Annotated in this window: 15 protein-coding genes and 1 tRNA gene; 12 read left to right on the top strand and 4 right to left on the bottom strand. The window is 69.2% G+C overall.

The window, feature by feature from the left end:
- Positions 1-133: 133 nt before the first annotated feature.
- Positions 134-2,173, top strand: a complete 2,040-nt coding sequence (locus tag ABFX54_RS46050; protein WP_346113372.1) for a chaplin family protein — start codon at positions 134-136, stop codon at positions 2,171-2,173.
- A gap of 117 nt (positions 2,174-2,290) precedes the next feature.
- Here ABFX54_RS46050 and ABFX54_RS46045 read toward each other — a convergent pair whose 3' ends face one another.
- Positions 2,291-2,476, bottom strand: a complete 186-nt coding sequence (locus tag ABFX54_RS46045) for a DUF5703 family protein (protein WP_106243331.1) — start codon at positions 2,474-2,476, stop codon at positions 2,291-2,293.
- Between the two features lie 190 nt (positions 2,477-2,666).
- On the opposite strand from ABFX54_RS46045, the gene topA reads away from it, so the two are divergent.
- From topA to ABFX54_RS46000, 9 genes are all read left to right on the top strand, one after another.
- The gene (gene topA, locus ABFX54_RS46040) at positions 2,667-5,366 is read left to right on the top strand and encodes a type I DNA topoisomerase (protein WP_346113371.1); all 2,700 of its coding nucleotides are present in this window, start codon (positions 2,667-2,669) and stop codon (positions 5,364-5,366) included.
- Between the two features lie 136 nt (positions 5,367-5,502).
- Positions 5,503-6,759, top strand: a complete 1,257-nt coding sequence (locus tag ABFX54_RS46035) for a metallophosphoesterase (protein ID WP_346113369.1) — start codon at positions 5,503-5,505, stop codon at positions 6,757-6,759.
- Positions 6,760-6,834: 75 nt separating this feature from the next.
- Entirely contained in the window at positions 6,835-7,392 is a 558-nt protein-coding gene (locus ABFX54_RS46030) for a helix-turn-helix transcriptional regulator (RefSeq protein WP_346113368.1), read from the top strand.
- Between the two features lie 139 nt (positions 7,393-7,531).
- Positions 7,532-9,574 (top strand): dTMP kinase, encoded by a 2,043-nt coding sequence (gene tmk, locus ABFX54_RS46025; RefSeq protein ID WP_346113367.1) that lies wholly within the window; start codon positions 7,532-7,534, stop codon positions 9,572-9,574.
- A gap of 9 nt (positions 9,575-9,583) precedes the next feature.
- The gene (locus tag ABFX54_RS46020; protein WP_346113366.1) at positions 9,584-10,756 is read left to right on the top strand and encodes a DNA polymerase III subunit delta'; all 1,173 of its coding nucleotides are present in this window, start codon (positions 9,584-9,586) and stop codon (positions 10,754-10,756) included.
- Positions 10,757-10,820: 64 nt separating this feature from the next.
- Entirely contained in the window at positions 10,821-11,390 is a 570-nt protein-coding gene (locus ABFX54_RS46015) for a sigma-70 family RNA polymerase sigma factor (RefSeq protein ID WP_346113365.1), read from the top strand.
- Entirely contained in the window at positions 11,387-12,454 is a 1,068-nt protein-coding gene (locus ABFX54_RS46010; RefSeq protein WP_346113364.1) for a permease-like cell division protein FtsX, read from the top strand. The genes ABFX54_RS46015 and ABFX54_RS46010 overlap by 4 nt, the downstream gene beginning before the upstream one ends.
- 166 nt (positions 12,455-12,620) lie before the next feature.
- Positions 12,621-13,445, top strand: a complete 825-nt coding sequence (locus tag ABFX54_RS46005) for a PSP1 domain-containing protein (RefSeq protein ID WP_428834646.1) — start codon at positions 12,621-12,623, stop codon at positions 13,443-13,445.
- Positions 13,446-13,786: 341 nt separating this feature from the next.
- Positions 13,787-13,860, top strand: a tRNA-Thr gene (locus ABFX54_RS46000).
- A 314-nt stretch (positions 13,861-14,174) separates the two neighbouring features.
- On the opposite strand, the gene ABFX54_RS45995 is transcribed toward ABFX54_RS46000, so the two are convergent.
- Complete coding sequence (locus ABFX54_RS45995; RefSeq protein WP_346113361.1) at positions 14,175-14,543, bottom strand: hypothetical protein; 369 nt, start codon at positions 14,541-14,543, stop codon at positions 14,175-14,177.
- 309 nt (positions 14,544-14,852) lie between these two features.
- Between ABFX54_RS45995 and ABFX54_RS45990 the strand changes: the two genes are divergently transcribed.
- Entirely contained in the window at positions 14,853-15,146 is a 294-nt protein-coding gene (locus ABFX54_RS45990; RefSeq protein ID WP_346113360.1) for a hypothetical protein, read from the top strand.
- Positions 15,147-15,583: 437 nt separating this feature from the next.
- Entirely contained in the window at positions 15,584-15,877 is a 294-nt protein-coding gene (locus tag ABFX54_RS45985) for a hypothetical protein (protein ID WP_346113359.1), read from the top strand.
- A 68-nt stretch (positions 15,878-15,945) separates the two neighbouring features.
- On the opposite strand, the gene ABFX54_RS45980 is transcribed toward ABFX54_RS45985, so the two are convergent.
- Complete coding sequence (locus ABFX54_RS45980) at positions 15,946-16,458, bottom strand: DUF6461 domain-containing protein (RefSeq protein ID WP_346113357.1); 513 nt, start codon at positions 16,456-16,458, stop codon at positions 15,946-15,948.
- Between the two features lie 527 nt (positions 16,459-16,985).
- A complete protein-coding gene (locus ABFX54_RS45975; protein ID WP_346113356.1) occupies positions 16,986-17,396 on the bottom strand; it encodes an ArsR/SmtB family transcription factor in 411 nt (136 codons plus the stop codon).
- Between the last annotated feature and the right edge of the window lie 91 nt (positions 17,397-17,487).

Below are 17,487 nucleotides of genomic sequence, written 5' to 3'. Positions count from 1 at the left end.
TCCGCAGGTGAAGGACATCACGTTCGACTGGTTCGCGAATCCGAGGTCTCCGCTGTGCGCGTAACCTCGCACGGCTTCGGGCTGCCCGCGAACCGTTCAGGTATCCCCCCAAAAACCACTAGGAGCATCCATCATGCGTACGTGGGCGAAGGCAACGAGCCCTGCGGCTCTCCTGGCCGTGGCTGTCATGTCGTTCGGCGGCGGCACCGCGCTGGCCGACACCTCCGGCGACGGGTCCGTCGCGGGCGGCAACCAGGTCGACCTGCCGGTCTCCATCCCGATCGACATCAGCGGCAACGCCATCGCCGCGGTCGGCAAGTCGGAGGCCACCTCCCAGGGCGGCGCCGAGGTGGTCAACCCGGGCCGGCCCGGAATCCCCAACGAGACGTCGGGCAACGGGTCCGTCGGCGGCGGCAACCAGGTCAACGCGCCGATCAGCGTCCCGATCAACGCCTGCGGCAACGCGGTCTCGCTGATCGGCAAGTCCGACGCGGGCTGCAAGGGCGGGGCCACCGTTCGCAACCAGGGCAAGGGCGGGGCCGGCGGCAACCGTACCTCCGGCGACGGCAGCGTGCTCGGCGGCAACCAGATCACCGCGCCGATCAGCGCGCCGATCAACGCCTGCGGCAACGCGGTGGCGATCTTCGGCGACGCGACGGCGGGCTGCAAGGGCGGATCGGCCGTGCACAACACCGGCGTGGGGGCGGGCGGCAACCGTACCTCGGGCAACGGGTCGGTGCTGGGCGGCAACCAGGTCGTCGCGCCGATCAGCGCGCCGATCAACATCTGCGGCAACTCGGTCGCGGCGGTCGGCCGGGCGTTCTCCGGCTGCGCCGGCGGGTCGTCCGTCACCAACAACGGCGGGCCCGGCCACCACTACCGCGCCCGCCACCACGCTCCCGGCTCCACCGGCAACGACACCGACGGGCGCTTCGGGGTCGGCAGCGGCAACCAGGTCATCGCCCCGATCAGCCTGCCGGTCGAGGCCTGCGGCAACGCCGTGGGCAACGCGGTCGCCGGGTGCAAGGGCGGCGCCGAGGTGCACAACACCCGCGGCGGTTCGGGGGCAGGCGGCAACCGTACCTCGGGCACCGGGGGTGTGCTGAGCGGCAACCAGGCGGTCGCGCCGATCAGCGCGCCGATCGACGTCTGCGGCAACGCCGTGGCCGTGCTCGGCCACGCGTTCGCCGGCTGCAAGGGCGGAGCCGTGGTGAAGAACGGCGGCAAGGGCGCCGGCGGCAACCGTACGTCCGGCGCCGGCGGGGTGCTGTCGGGCAACCAGGTGATCGCGCCGATCACCGCCCCGATCAACGTCTGCGGCAACGCGGCCGCCGTGCTCGGCGCGTCGCGGGCCCACTGCAAGGGCGGCGCGGGCGTCTGGCCGCACCACGGGGTCGGGGGCGGCGGCAACCGTACGTCCGGCGCCGGCGGGGTGCTGTCGGGCAACCAGGTCGTGGCCCCGATCAGCGCGCCGATCAACGTCTGCGGCAACGCCGCGGCCGTTCTGGGCGACGCCGCCGCCGGGTGCCTCGGCGGTTCGAACGTCGGCCGGCCCGGCTTCCAGCGTCCCGACGGGTTCGAGCGCTTCGCCCGGTTCAACAGCAAGGTGTCGGGCGCCAAGGGCGGGGCGCTGCCCATCACGCCGTCCCTGCCGGTCCTCGGCGGGGTGCAGGAGGTCGGTGGCAAGGTCGGCGGCCTCACCCAGGGGCTCGGCGGCGCGAACGACCTGACCAAGCAGCTCCCCGACGTGACCAAGCAGCTGGAGAGTGTCGGCGGGGTCACCCACCAGCTCCCCGTCGTCGACGACGCCGCCAGGACCTTCGGCCTGCCCCAGCTCCCCGAGCTGCCCGGCATGCCCGCCGCCCCGGCCAAGCCGAAGCGCACCGCGGTCTCCGCGCCGGTCGACAGCAAGGGCCGCTCGGTCGCGCCCCGGTCGAGCTCCCCGCTCGCCCCGGCCACCGACCTGGTCGCCTCCACCCCGATCGGCGGGGCCGTCAACTCCACCACCCGCGCCCTGCCGGTGCCCCAGCTCGGCCTGATGAGCGCCGAGCAGCCCGCGGGCGTGACCGGGATGAACTCGGGCTCCCTGCTCGCGCTGCTGGCCGGCGCCATGCTCGCCGCCTCGGCGACGCTCTTCGGCGTCACCCGCCGGTTCCGGATCGGCCGTAAGTAAGGGATCAGGAAGTACGTAACACAGGACGGCTTCCGCTCACAGCCTGTGAGTAGGCGGCGGTAGACGCTTTGCCCGTTCCGGGGGCGCGGCCCGGGGCGGGCAAAGCCATGTTCGCGTTCAAAGCGTGCTGCGTACCTTCATGATCTTGCGCCGCAGGCGGACGCGTCGGCTGCCGTCGGGGTAGACCCGGACGCGCGCGAGCTCCCACTGACCGTACTCTGCGTGTTCGGTCAGCAGTTGACGTGCTGCTTCGCGAGTGAGATCGCGTGGAATGAAGATATCCATGTAGGAGTAGTCGAGCACAACGATTAGTCTCCAGGGTGAGTCAGGGCGCCAGGCCGCTCGATGGGCCTTATTCTGCGTGCTTGCGGGTGGACCCGGAAGCTAGTGGGTAGCCCGGGGGAAGGAAATTTCCGCGAGTCGGGTTACCTTTCAGATCTGTGCCGACTCCCGGCAGGGGGATTTGCAAGCGAACAGCGAGGTAGGAAGCAGCGTGCCAGCCAAGAACGGCAGCGCCGGCGGAACACGCCTGGTGATCGTCGAGTCGCCCGCCAAGGCGAAGACGATCGCGGGGTACCTCGGGCGCGGCTACATCGTCGAATCGAGCATCGGTCACATCCGCGACCTGCCGGAGAAGGCCGACGACATCCCCGAGAAGTACAAGGGGGCGCCGTGGGCGCGTCTCGGAGTGAACGTTGAGCACGAGTTCGAACCGCTGTACGTCGTCAACCCCGACAAGAGGTCGCAGGTCAACAAGCTGCGGCAGCTGCTCAAGGACGCCGACGAGCTCTATCTGGCCACTGACGAGGACCGCGAGGGCGAGGCCATCGCCTGGCACCTGCGCGAGGTGCTCAAGCCCAAGGTGCCCGTGCACCGCATGGTGTTCCACGAGATCACCCCGCAGGCGATCCGCGACGCCGTGGCCAACCCGCGCGACCTCAACCTCCGCCTCGTGGACGCCCAGGAGACCCGGCGCATCCTCGACCGCCTCTACGGTTACGAGGTCAGCCCCGTCCTGTGGAAGAAGGTCAAGCCCAAGCTGTCCGCGGGCCGGGTGCAGTCGGTGGCGACGCGGCTGGTGGTGGAGCGCGAACGGGAGCGCATAGCGTTCACGGTCGCCCACTACTGGGACCTTCAGGCGCTGTTCGACACGGGCAAGGCCGACGAGCGGCCGCGCGACTTCACCGGCACGCTGACCGGGGTCGACGGCAAACGGGTGGCGCAGGGTCGCGACTTCGCCAGCACCGGCCAGCTCAAGGGCAACGCCGACGTGCTGCACCTGTCGGAGGCCGCCGCGGGCGAGCTGGCCGGCCGGTTGCAGGGGGCGTCGTTCGCCGTCAAGTCGGTCGAGCGCAAGCCGTACACGCGCAAGCCCTACGCGCCGTTCAGGACGACCACGCTGCAGCAGGAGGCCAGCAGGAAGCTGGGCTTCTCCGCGAAATACACGATGCAGGTGGCGCAGCGGCTCTATGAGAACGGCTTCATCACCTACATGCGTACCGACAGCATCACGCTGTCGGAGACGGCGGTCGCGGCGGCGCGGTCGCAGGCCGTCAAGCTGTACGGCGCCGCGTACGTCCCGGACAAGCCGCGCGTCTACTCCAGCAAGGTGAAGAGCGCGCAGGAGGCGCACGAGGCGATCCGGCCGTCGGGTGAGGAGTTCCGCACGCCGGGCGAGACCGGGCTCTCCGGCGACATGTTCCGCCTGTACGAGCTGATCTGGCAGCGCACCGTCTCCTCCCAGATGAAGGACGCGGTCGGCGAGTCGGTCACCGTGAAGGTAGGCGGCAGGTCGTCGGCCGGCGAGGACGTCGAGTTCAGCGCGTCCGGGCGGACGATCACGTTCTACGGCTTCCTGAAGGCGTACGTCGAGGGCGCCGACGACCCCTCGACCGACCGCGACGACTCGGAGAAGCGGCTGCCGAACCTGGTGGAGGGCGACGCGCTCAGCGTGACGCGCCTCGACGTGGCCGGCCACTCGACCAAGCCGCCGGCCCGCTACACCGAGGCCTCGCTGGTCAAGGAGCTGGAGGATCGGGAGATCGGGCGGCCGTCGACGTACGCCTCGATCATCGGCACCATCCTCGACCGCGGTTACGTGTTCAAGAAGGGCACGGCGCTGGTGCCGTCGTTCCTGGCGTTCGCCGTGGTCAACCTGCTGGAGCAGCATTTCGGCAACCTGGTCGACTACGACTTCACCGCCGACATGGAGAAGGTGCTCGACGACATCGCCAACGACCGGGCGGAGCGCGTTCCCGAGCTGCAGCGCTTCTACTACGGCGGCGGCGACGACGGCGACGAGGGCCTGAAGGAGATGGTCACCGACCTCGGTGACATCGACGCCAAGGAGATCAGCTCGTTCCCGGTCAGGGGCAGCGACATCGTGCTGCGGGTCGGGCGTTACGGGCCCTACCTCGACCGCGACGGCGCGCGGGTCAACGTGCCCGAGGACATGACGCCCGACGAGCTGACGGCGGAGAAGGCCGAGGAGCTGTTCTCGCGGCCGACGGGTGATCGGCAGCTCGGCGCCGATCCGGTGACGGGTCACATGATCGTGGCCAAGGACGGGCGTTACGGGCCCTATGTGACGGAGGTCCTGCCCGAGCCGGCCGCCGACGAAGAGGCGCCCAAGCGGCGGACGAAGAAGGCGGACGCGGTCAAACCGCGTACGAGCTCGCTGTTCAAGACGATGTCGCTCGACACGATCACGCTGGACGACGCGCTCAAGCTGCTGACGATCCCGAGGGTCGTCGGCGAGCTGGAGGGCGAGGAGGTCGTGGCGCACAACGGGAAGTTCGGCCCCTACCTGAAGAAGGGCACCGACTCCCGCTCGCTGGCCTCCGAGGACGAGCTGCTGACGGTCACCATCGACAAGGCGAAGGAGCTGTTCGCGCAGCCCAAGCAGCGGGGCAGGGGCCGGGCGGCGGCCGCGGCGCCGCTGCGCGAGCTGGGCGACGACCCCAACTCGAAGAAGCCGGTCGTGGTCAAGGAGGGGCGTTTCGGGCCCTACGTGACCGACGGCGAGACCAACGCGTCCCTGCGCAAGGGCGACACGGTCGAGGACATCACGATCGAGCGGGCGGCCGAGCTGCTGGCCGAACGACGTGAGCGGGCGCCCGCGCCCAAGAAGACGACCACGCGCAAGGCGCCGGCGAAGAAGGCTCCGGCCAAGAAGCCCGCGGCGAAGTCGTAGATCACCTTCCGGCGGCCGCCGTGGCTGGGGCCGCCGGAAGGTCGGTCGCGGCAGCCGGGCCGTCGGAAGGTCGGCCACTACGGCCGCCGGAATCTTGGGCGCCGGAATCTTGGGCGCCGGAAGTAGCATCGTTCATGTGTTCGTCCTGTTCTTCGTGGCCTTGGTGCTGCTCGCGCACTGGTACCTGTGGTTTCGGCTGGTGCGCCGCACGACCGTTCCCGGGAGGCTGCGCAAGACGCTGACCTGGGGTCTTGTCGCGCTGTTCGCGGTCCTCGTGGCGACGTTCGTGGGCAGCAGGATGGGGCTGGAGAGCTGGGTGGCCTGGCCGGGGTTCATCTGGCTGGCGGTGATGTTCTACCTGGTCGTGATCCTCGTCGTGCTGGAGGTGCCGCGGGCGGTCGTGGCGGCTCTCGTGCGGCGTGCGGGGCGGCGGCGGGAGCCGCAGAGTGTGGCGGCGCCGCCTGTCGCGGTGCCGGCCGGGGCGGGTGCTGGGGCTGGTGCCGGTGCTGGGGTCGGGGTGCCCGCTGACGTCGCCGTGGACGTTCCCGTCGCGTCTTCGATGAGCAGGCGGCTCTTTCTCGACCGCGCCACCGCCGCGGTCTCCGGGGTGGGCGCGCTGGGCACGGTCGGGTACGGGATGGTCAGCGCCCTGGGCGATCCCGTGATCGAGCCGGTCAAGGTCACGCTGCCGAAGCTCGATTCGCGGCTCGCCGGCCTGCGGTTCGCCGTGGTGAGCGACATCCATCTCGGGCCGCTCACGGGCATCGGGCACACCGAGCGGATCGTCCGGATGATCAACGGGCTCGAGGCCGACGTGGTCGCGATCGTGGGCGACCTGGTGGACGGGTCGGTGGCGCAGCTCGGGGCGCTGGCCCGGCCGCTCAAGAGTCTCGAATCCCGATATGGCGCTTATTTCGTGACCGGTAACCACGAGTACTTCACGGCTGAGGGGCCGGGGGAGTGGGTCGAGGAGCTGGCCGAGCTCGGCGTACGCTCGTTGCGAAACGAGCGGGTGGAGATCAGGCACCAGGGCGCCGTGCTCGACCTGGCCGGCGTCAACGACATCGGCGGCGCCGCGGCCGGTGAGTCGCCCGACTTCGCCAAGGCGCTCGGGGGGCGCGAGCCCGGCCGCTCCACGGTGCTGCTGGCGCACCAGCCGATCCAGGTCAAGGAGGCCGCGCGGCACGGCGTCGACCTGCAGCTCTCCGGCCACACGCACGGCGGGCAGATCGCGCCGTTCGACCTGGTGGTGGGGCTGCAGCAGCCGGTCGTGTCGGGGCTGGCGACCGTGGACGGGGTGCAGGTGTACGTCACCAGGGGAGCGGGCTTCTGGGGCCCGCCTGTGCGCGTCGGGGCGCCGCCCGAGATCACGATTCTCGAACTGCGCGGCTGACCTTTCGTAATCCGGTGGTCACGCCATGCCATGATGGCGTACAGTATCCGAGCGGATACTTTCGGAGGTGTGGTCATGGTCTCCTCGCCGTTGGAGCGAGCGCTGCGGCAGGACGTGGCCTTCTGGGCCAGACGCGGCGGGCTGCTGTTCAAGCAGGCCAGGCATGCGGCCAGCCTCAACCAGAAGGCGCTGGCCAGTGTGAGCGGCACCTCGCGCACGACGCTGTCGGCGTACGAGCACGGCAGGAAGTCGCCGACGCTGGAGACCGCGGGGCGCATCCTCGACGCCGCCGGGTTCCGGCTGGTGCTGGAGGCCAAGGTCGAGTGCGTGACCCGGGTGACCGGTGAGGGGCGGACCGTCCACGTGCCCACCCGGCTGGGCCGGCTGCCGGTGGCGGCGGCGCTGGGGTCCGTGCGGGTCGGCGGGCGCGACTACGATCTGTCCGACCGGGACGAGCGCCGGGCGGCCTACACGGCGTTGCTGTGCGAGGGCGAGCCCGGAGAGCTGCTCGCTCACGTCGACGGTGTGCTGCTGATCGACCTGTGGGACGAGCTCGCTCTGCCCGACGACGTCAGGGCCGAGTGGCGGCCATTGGTGGAAGAGGCGCGACATGAGGCCGGAGTTATGAATTGAGAAGGTTTTCGGGGGCCTATTCGAGTGGCGAAACCTGCGCCCGAGCCCGATCACGTAATACTCTCAGCCACGAGCAGCCGGGAATATCCGGCTCGTCTTGTCCCCTCCCTTCCGGTCGACACCTGGATACGCTGAAATCATGACTGCCCTTGGCCGTAGCCGCTCGACCCATGTGCTGGCCAATGCGCCGTTTCGACGGCTGTGGACGGCCATGTCGGTGTGCAGTCTGGGCGACTGGCTCAACCTGCTGGCGCTGACGGCCCTCGCGGCCAACCTCACTCAGGGCGACTACCGGGTGCAGTCGCTCGCCGTCGGCGGCGTGTTCGTCGCCAAGATGTTGCCGGCCGTGCTGCTCGGGCCGCTGGCCGGCGTCTTCGCCGACCGGTTCGACCGGCGGCTGACGATGTTCTCGGCCGACCTGGCCAGGTTCGCGATCGTGCTGTCGATCCCGTTCGTGGGCAGCTACCAGTGGGTCATCGCCGCGACTGTCCTGGTCGAGTGCGTCAACCTGTTCTGGGTCCCGGCCAAGGACGCGACGGTGCCCAACCTGGTGCCGAAGGCGCAGCTCGAGTCGGCCAACCAGCTCAACCTGCTGGTCACGTACGGCACCGCGCCGGTCGCGGCGATGCTGTTCGCCGCGCTGTCGGTGGCGGGCGACCTGATCGGCGGGGTGGTGCCGTTCATCGAGGGGCGCGACGCCACGGGGCTCGCGCTGATCGTCAACGCGTGCGCCTACCTCGTGTCGGCCTTCCTCATCTTCACCCTGCGCGACATCCCCAGGCGTGACGGCACGATCTCGACGCCCTCCGTGCTCAAGCAGGTCGTCGAGGGCTGGCGCTTCGTCGGCGGCAACCGGATGGTGCGCGGCCTGGTCATCGGCATGCTGGGCGCGTTCGCCGCGGGCGGGGCGGTCGTCGGCGTGGCCAAGGTCTACGTGGCGACCCTCGGCGGCGGCGACGCGGCCTACGGCGTGGTGTTCGGCGCCGTCTTCGTCGGCATGGCGCTCGGCATGTTCTTCGGGCTGCGGCTGCTGCGCGAGCTGTCCAGGCGGCGGCTGTTCGGGCTGTCCATCACCGTCGCCGGGCTGGTGCTGCTCGCCATCGCGCTGGTGCACAACCTGGTGATCGTGGTCATGCTGACCGTGGTGCTGGGTGCGTGCGCGGGCATCGCCTGGATCATCGGCTACACGCTGATCGGGCTGGAGGTCGAAGACGGGCTGCGCGGCCGTACGTTCTCGTTCCTGCAGTCGACGGCGCGGGTGACGCTGCTGCTGGTGGTGTCCCTGGCCAACCCGCTGGCCGCGCTCTTCGGCCTGCACGTGCTGGAGTTCGGCACGCTCAGCTACCGCTTCGACGGCACCAACCTGGTGCTGGTGGTCGGCGGGGCGCTCGCGGTGGGCGTCGGCATCCTGGCGCTGCGGCACATGGACGACAGGAAGGGCGTCTCCCTGGCGGCCGACCTGATCGCGGCGGTGCGCGGCGAGCGCTTCCCGGCCGAGTCGGCCGAGCATGTGCCCGGGCTGTTCGTGGCGTTCGAGGGTGGCGAGGGCTCGGGCAAGACCACGCAGTCGCGGCTGGTCGCGATCTGGCTGCGCGACCAGGGCTACGACGTCGTGCAGACCCGTGAGCCCGGCTCGACCAAGGTCGGCATGCGGCTGCGCGCGATCCTGCTCGACGCGGCCGAGCGCGGGCTGTCCGCGCGGGCCGAGGCGCTGCTGTACGCCGCCGACCGGGCCGAGCACGTGGAGAAGGTGATCAGGCCGGCCCTCTACCGGGGCTCGCTGGTGGTCACCGACCGCTACGTGGACTCGTCGCTGGCCTACCAGGGCGCGGGCCGTTCGCTCGACCCGGCCGACGTGTCCAAGATCAACGCCTGGGCGACCGGCGGGCTGGTGCCGCACCTGACCGTGCTCATCGACACGCCGCCCGAGGTCGGGCTGGCCCGGCTGGGCGGCGCGGCCGACCGGATCGAGTCCGAGCCGCTGGAGTTCCACGAGCGGGTGCGCAAGGAGTTCAGGGCGCTCGCGGCGGCGGCGCCCGAGCGCTACCTCGTGGTCGACGGCACGATGCCGCAGGAGGCGATCACCCGCCGGATCCAGGACCGGATCAGGGAGATCCTGCCCGACCCGGTGCCGAGGGAGTCGGAGGACATCACGGGGACGATGCCCGCCATCCGCGACTAGCCTTACCCCGTGACTGTTTTCGATGACCTCGTAGGGCAGGAGCAGGCGGCGGCCGTGCTGTCGCGGGCCGCGGCGGCGGCCGGCGAGGTCGTCGCGGGCGGGCGGGGCGCCGGCATGACGCACGCCTGGCTGTTCACCGGCCCGCCTGGCTCGGGCCGGGAAGAGGCCGCCCGCGCCTTCGCCGCGTCCCTGATGTGCCCCCAGGGCGGCTGCGGCCACTGCGACCAGTGCCACCAGGTGCTCATCGGCTCGCATCCCGACCTGGAGTCCGTACGCCCGCAGGGGCTGTCCTACAGCGTCAAGCAGACCAGGGAGCTGATCCTGCGCGCGGCCGGGGCGCCGACGCAGGGGCGGTGGCGGGTCATCCTGTTCGAGGACGCCGACCGGGCCACGGAGTCCGCCGCTAACGCCCTGCTCAAGGCCGTGGAGGAGCCGCCGCCCCGTACGGTGTGGCTGCTTTGCGCGCCCGCCCCCGACGACCTGATGATCACTATCAGGTCCCGGTGCCGCGTCGTCAACCTCACCACCCCCGCGACGGAGGCCGTCGCCCACGTGCTGGCCACCCGCGACAGCGTGCCCTGGGAGACCGCCAGGTTCGCCGCCAGAGCCGCCCAGGGCCACATTGCCAGAGCCCGCTCCCTGGCGCTCGACGAGGGCGTCAGGAGCCGCAGGGAGGCGGTGCTGAGCATCCCGCGCACGCTGACCGGGGTCGGCGAGTGCGTGTCCGCCGCCGAGCGGCTGGTGAAGACGGCCGAGGAGGAGGCTGCCGCCGCCACGGCCGCGCTCAACGAGAACGAGACGGCGGAGCTGCGCAAGCTGTACGGGGAGGGGTCCACCGGCAAGGGGCTCAACCGGGGGCTCGTGCGCGGCGGGGCCGGGGCGCTGAAGGAGCTGGAGGACCGGCAGAAGTCGCGGGCCACCCGGATCAAGCGCGACTCGCTCGACTCGGCGCTGCTGGAGCTCGTGGCCTTTTATCGTGATGTGCTGACGCTGCAGTTCGGGGCGGCCGGGGTCGAGCTGGCGAATGACGACATCCGGTTCGATCTCGACCAGCTCGCGCGCGCTTCGACGCCCGAGGAGACGCTGCGGCGGATCGACGCGATCATGCAGTGCAGGGAACGGCTGGCGGCCAACGTCAACCCGCAGATGGCCGTCGAGGCGATGATGCTGGCGCTGCGCTGAGAGGTTGTCCACAGGGCGGCCGGTGGGCGACCGGCGGTTGCTTCGGGGACCGCAAGATGTTCCGGTGATCCAAGCAGCAGACGAGGCCCCCAGACGTCTCTGTTACGTGGAAGCCGAACTACTCATCAAGCAGGACGCTCGGGCCGCGCCTCAGGTCGATGTGGCGGCGATCTTCGCCGACCACCACGTCGGTCTCGTGCGCCTGGCGCTCATCATGGTCGGCGATCAGGCCACCGCCGAAGACGTCGTGCAGGAGGCGTTCGCGCGCACCCACGCCGGCCGGGCCCGGCTGCGTGACGCCGACCGGGCGCTCGCCTACGTGCGCTCCGCGGTGCTCAACGGCTGCCGGTCGGTGCTGCGCAGGCGGGCGACGGTGTTCAGACGGGCGGTGCCGTACGAGGCGCCCGTGTGGTCGGCGGAGAGCGCCGCGATGCTGGGCGAGGAGCGGCGGGAGGTGCTGCTCGCGCTGCACGGGTTGCCGCGCAGGCAGCGGGAGGCGTTGACGCTGCGCTACTACTTCGATCTCGCCGACCGGGAGATCGCCGAGACGATGCGGGTCAGCGCGAGCACGGTGAGGTCCACGATCACGCGAGGGCTGGCCGCCCTCGGGCGGGTGCTTGGGGAGGAATCATGAACAGTCCTGTGGAAGACCGACTGCGGCAGGCCCTCACCGACGCCGGGGCGACGGTCGACACCGGCACGCTGCGCCCGTTGCGGCCGCCGGAGCGGCGGCGGTTCCGGGTGGATCTGCGGATGGTGAGCGTGGCGACGGCGGTGGTGCTCGCGGGCACGGCGGCCTTCACAGCGTTCACGGCGTTCGGCGTTGACGGAGGCGACCAGGACAGCGTGGTGGCGATGAACCCGCCGGCCACCCGGGGCAAGGAGACCGAGCTGGTCGCCTTCCTCTGCACGGCGTCGTCGAAGCATGAGCGGTGCGGCGCGGGCGACGTCACACCTGACCGGATCCGGGAGATCGAGACCACGCTGAGAGCGCTTCCGCAAGTGGAGAGCGTGGTCTACACGAGCAGGGCGTCAGCCTACGAGAGCCTCAGGAAGGACTTCGCGCACAATAGGTCGGTGCTGAAAGAGGTGCAGATCACCGACCTGCCCGCCGCGTTCACCCTGCGGCTGAGCGAGGGCGCCGACATGGGCGAGGTGCATGACAGGCTCCGGCGGGTGACCGGCATCCAGGAGGTCGTCGATCCCGCCGGGCCGCCCTGGCCGCAGGCCGCGGAGCTGCGCAAGTGGCCGATCAAGGTCTTCCTGTGCAAGGAGGGCACGGCGCTGCCCGCGTGCGGTGCGGTGCGCGTGGACGGCGAAAACGGCGACTTCAAGGTCACGAAGGAGGGGAAGGGGGCGACGCCTGCCGAGAGGAGGGCGCTCGAAGCGCTGATCGGCAAGATGCCCGAGGTCGAGAAATATGAGTACATCGACGAGAAGGCGGCGTACGAGGACTTCCGGAAGACGTACAAGAGCAACAAGACCCTGCTCGACGCGACCAGAGTGGAAGACATGCCGCAAGCCTTCCGCCTCAGGCTGAAGCCGGACTCCTCCTGGCAGGCCGTGCTCTCCGAGCTGCGGGAGCAGCCCGGGGTGGCTCAGGCCACATACCTGCCGTGCCCGGCGGACAGGTCCGCCCTGCAGTACGAGTTCGGAGTGACCCTGCCGGAGAGCGCGATCTGCCCGGCGCGCGGCTGACGCGACGCAGCCCCGGGGCAAGCGTGCCCTCCGGGGCGGCCGACCCGGCCAATAACCTCGCCACCACCCCTGACCACCGGCGCATGGACCCACGTAATGTGGCAACGAAGGCCGTAAGCGATCCCCCAGGCCGTCAGGAGGCGAGCTCGAGTCCATGGGCATGATGATGGCTGTGAGCTTCACCCGTTACGGGAGGCTCTACTACCTCGATCCCGGCGAGCACAGCCCGAAGGTGGGCGACAAGGTGCTCGTGCCGACGGACTCGGGCCCAGAGGTGGCGGAGTGCGTGTGGGCGCCCCAATACACCAGCGAAGACGTCGACGGCCTCCCGCTCTGCGCGGGGCCGGCCGGCGAGGAACACCTGGCCCGCGACGAATCGAACAAACGCCGCAGAGCCGAGGCCCGCAGCGTGTCCAAGCGCCTGATCAAACGGCACGGCCTGCCGATGAAGGTCGTCGGCATCGACTACCTCGACGCGGACAACGTCTACACCGTCTACTTCTCGGCCCCCCACCGCGTCGACTTCCGCGCCCTGGTCCGCGACCTGGCCCGCAACCTACGGGCCAGGGTCGAGCTACGCCAGATCGGCCCGAGAGACGAGGCCCGCCTCCAGGGCGGCATCGGCCCCTGCGGCCGCGACCTGTGCTGCGCCACGTTCCTGAAGGACTTCGAACCGGTCTCCGTCCGCATGGCCAAAGACCAGGACCTCCCGGTCAACCCACTGCGGATCGCGGGGGCATGCGGGCGGCTCATGTGCTGTCTGAAGTACGAGCACCCGCTCTACCAGGAGTTCCGAGCCTCGGCTCCGCGAGTGGGCGTGAGCGTGGAGACACCGGAGGGCGCGGGAACCGTGGTGGGGCACAATGTGCCGTCGGACTCGGTGGTGGTGCGGCTGAACGACGGGGGGCGCAGGTGCGCCTGTTCGAAGGCGAGCGTCTGCGGGCCGCGGAAGGCTTATGACTCGACGTACGGGGACGGAGAACCGGTCTGACGAGCGGGGTATCGTCCGTACGTCGATAGTGCTTTGGCCCGACGATGGCACTTGGCGGAGGAAGCCCCCTGACGCCGGGCCCTGGTGACGCCCGCCCTTCGGGATCGTGTTTCCGAAGGAGTAGGGCGTACGAGTGGCCGTACGGGGGCGCGGACAGGGCGTGGTGGTCCCTGATGACGCCGGACGGCCGGGTTCGGCGTTCCCGAAGGATGAGGTGGACGGGCGGCCGTTGCGGGGCACTGGCGGCACGGGGAGGACGGGCGGTCCGTCCCGGCATCGGGTGATCGGTGGGAGCGAGAACCCTCAGGCTCCTGTAGACTCTTTCAAGCTGCACGGCAGATGCCGCCTTAGCTCAGTCGGCCAGAGCACTTCACTCGTAATGAAGGGGTCTGGGGTTCGAATCCCCAAGGCGGCTCTCAGCTCAAAGGCCCCTCGCGATGATCGCGAGGGGCCTTTTGCTTACGCTCTTGCTAACAGCAGGTGGCTAGGACTCCTATGTGGCTCAGGAACCACGTGGGTCAGGCTGATCAGCTTTGGTGACCTTGTCCGGGGGCGAGTTCGCGGATGGTGTCCAGTCCCATGAGATGCCTGACGTTTCTGTCCCACGACATGAGCGACAGGTGATCTAGGAAACATGGCCGACCTTGTGCGGCCGATGAGCTTTGACGTTGCGGACCGGAAGATCGGTGGTGCGGTGCACCGTGCGCGGCCCCTCGTCCCGATCGATGGTCAGCGTCGTGTCGCTGACGTGCACGGTGACGACCCGGCAGGCATACAACCGGCCGAGGGAGCACCGCGCAACTGCGGGCACGTGGCCCAGGTCAGCGGGTTCGGCCGGACCCGCAGCAGCTGCCGGGACTCAGCGTCGAGGAACATCAGCGTGTTCTCCTCGATCCGGATGGTGACCCGGCGCCCGCCCAGGATTTCCGCGGCCAGCAGATACCGGCCGGCCAGGCTGACCATGCCGGACTTGGTCACTGTCCGCTCCAGCTCCACCACCGCGTCGTTCTCCGCCTGCGGCAGCGGCCACGGCTCCGCCGACCGGCCGCCATCGGCGAACTCGACCGGCCCGTCCGGCCACGACACCGCTGGAGCCACCGCCTGGTCATCTCCTCGTCGGCCACCACAAGGGAGACCAGACCAGCCCCACCAGGGCAAGCCGTCGGCTGCGAGCAGGGCAACCAGCGCGCGAGGAAGCTCACGGGGGCACATGCGAAACGACGGCTTGTCCTGGCGTGTCCAGCCCGGTATGGCGACGCCTGCCCGACGAGGAGATGACCACCCACCGACCTCATCCCGTACCTGATCGTCCGAGAGGCAACCATCACCCTGGACTGACATACCTGCGATATACCGCCCTCCGCTTCAATCCTCTACGAACGTCCATAACCCCGAACTGGAGCCCAGATGAGGAAGATTGCGGTAACCCTCGCCTTCGCCGCAGCCACCCTGGTGGCCAACGCCCCCGCACCCGCGAACGCGCTGCCCAACACGTGTACGGCCAGAGTCGTCGGTGTGCACAGCGGCACGGCCAAATGCAACAGCGGAACCGGGAAATTCCGCGTAGCCCTTTATTGCAGTTCCAACCCTGGGACCGGTCTGGGCCGCTGGGTCTACGGGCCCTGGAAGAGCCCGGGCTCCGTCAGCAACTGGGCGTGTGCGGATCATGTCCTGGGCGCCAAGTACGACCGCAAGAACTGACGGCCGGGTCCTCCGTGGCTCTGTAGTCCCGGCACAGCGTCCCCTGCCGCAAGGAAGCTCGTGCAACACCAGAGTGCGGCAACTGCATCGGCCACCCGGCGCCCTTTGCTGACCTCGATGCCCGGCGTGACCGCCACACCGACCTCTAATGACCTCCATGCCACGAGCTCGTGATGAAGGGCTCTGGGGTTCGAACCCCCAAGATGGCTCCAGGTCAAAAGCCCCTCGCGATAATCACGGGGGGCTTTTGGGTGTCTGGCTGGGTGACCAAGGATCCCATGGCAAGGTGGTGTCGCGGCGTGAGTGGCCGCTTATGGCCACTTGTGGGACAGTGAGCCCGTGGAGCCAGTTGATCAGAAGAGGTCGTGGTTTCACGCCCTGCCGTGCCGCAGCGCGTGATCCTGGTCGCAGTATCAGCGGTGGGCCTCGTGGGCGGGATGGCGCTGTTGCTGATGAATCCTCCCCACGATCTTGCCGCGTTCTTCCTGATCGCTGCTTTCGTCATCTCAGCGGTGGCTGTACTACACAGCATTCCCTGGGCCCGAGCACGCCTTGGGGGCGGGTCTCAGCTCTGGTTGGGGGTTGCCCTGACCTTCAAGTCTCTGTCCGGTGAACTCACGACGGCTGCGTTTCAGGTCGCAGGACTGATCGTAGGTATCGGCCTCTTGACTCACCTCCTCGCGCTTGCGGTGATCAGAGATCGGAGACTGGCCTTGGGCCAACTCCAGTGACGAGGCGTCGCAGGAAGTTCTCGCCGGGTTTGATGTGCCTCGACTTCAGCGGCCGGCGGCCAGGCGCCTCAGTAGTCGAGAAAGCCATGGGCGGCCACCGTGGCGCTCGTGGCGTCTGGGCGGACCTTGGTGATGCGTTCGGCCAGGAGTAGTGCGGCGGCGAGGCCGCCTCCCGCCTTGTCGCCGGCCAGGCCGAGTTCCATCCGGTCGGCCAAGTAGTCCTCCGGGAGGTCGTCCTCGTTGCCGCCGCAAATTGGATCGAAAGAGAGGACTTTGCGGCCGTCGGTGTAATGGTCGAAGGACGCGACCAGGTTCACGTTGACGAAGACGCTCGCTGTGACCGTTCCCGCAGACAAGCGGCTTTGCACCTCCGGCAGGGTGCCGGCGAAGCCGTTCCACTCGCTCAGAATGGTCCCGCCTTCGGCCGGTCGGGCGCAGATGAGCCCTTCCTCGAAATCGCCTTCCTCGTCGTCGCCGTCGAACACGTCAATGCCGAGGCGGGTCAGCGCCTCGTGTGGGGTGAGGCCGCGGACGAAGGTCGCGCAGAACGCTTCGTCGTCGAGCCAGTCGTAGCCGCTCATGGGTCTTGGGGATCCTGTTCTCTCGGGACGGATCCTGAAGATCATGGCACGCGGGTCCGACGAAAAGTTGGCGTGACGAATTTGGCGAGGTGGTGGTGGGTTCCTTGCTCAGTGACGTGTTGGTTCGTGAGGTGCGGGACTTGTTCTGGCGTCTGTGCCGGTAGATGGTCGTACGGGTTGTCAGGCGGGTTTGAGGTGGTCGGCCAAGCGGCGGAGAGCGGTTGCGAAGCGGGCGCGGAGGCGTGGTGAGAAGGGTCGGCGTGGGTGGGGCGGGATCAGGCGTAAGTGAGCGGCCTCGGCTCGTTGTTCAGTGAGGTAGGCGCGGGCCAGTTCCTCGTGCATGGCGTACATGGAAAGGCCTCGGGGTTCTCAGGGTTTTTCGGGGAATGCGTGGAAGAAGATGAAGCTCGGGCGTGTGTCTGGTGAAGGCTCGCCCGATTCGGGGCGTGATCTGGTCAGTTCTCGCCACGGCTGCAATACGGCGAAGAGCTGCTCGGCGAGTTGCGCGAGTTCGTCCTTGGTGAGTCTCAGGTGGTGGCTGCCGCCGAAGGCCGTGTTGCGCCATTCCTCGGGGAGGGTGTGCGAGTGCGTTCGAATTCGCGCAGCCGCTCGAACTGGTCGATCACCCATTGTGACATCCATGCTTGCATTGCGGCTTTGGCCTCTGGGTCTTCGAAGTCTCTCGTCGACATCCAGCCGACCGTGGCCGCACGCACCCAGCGTTCGCGGCTGTCCCGGGCGAGTTCCGGGACGTCTTCGATGAAGCCATGTTTCTGCAGCTGCCGCAGGTGATAGCTCACCTGGCCGGGGTCGGCGTCCATCTGTCTGGCGAGCTCGCTCACCGTGACGGGGCCGATCCGGAAAAGGAGGCTGAAGAGTTTCATCCGAAACCCGTTGGCCAAGACTTTGAGCAGGTCGGGGTCATCGATCTGTCGCATGGCCATGACGGTAGGACCCGCAGGTGAAGATGCTCAGGTCGCGTCCTCGGAGCGGTGTAAAAGGCTCGACGAGGTAGGTGCCGTGGGTGGA

Source organism: Nonomuraea maheshkhaliensis (assembly GCF_039529435.1).
Taxonomy (GTDB): Bacteria; Actinomycetota; Actinomycetes; order Streptosporangiales; family Streptosporangiaceae; genus Nonomuraea; species Nonomuraea maheshkhaliensis.
This window is presented reverse-complemented; position numbering and strand designations above follow the sequence as displayed.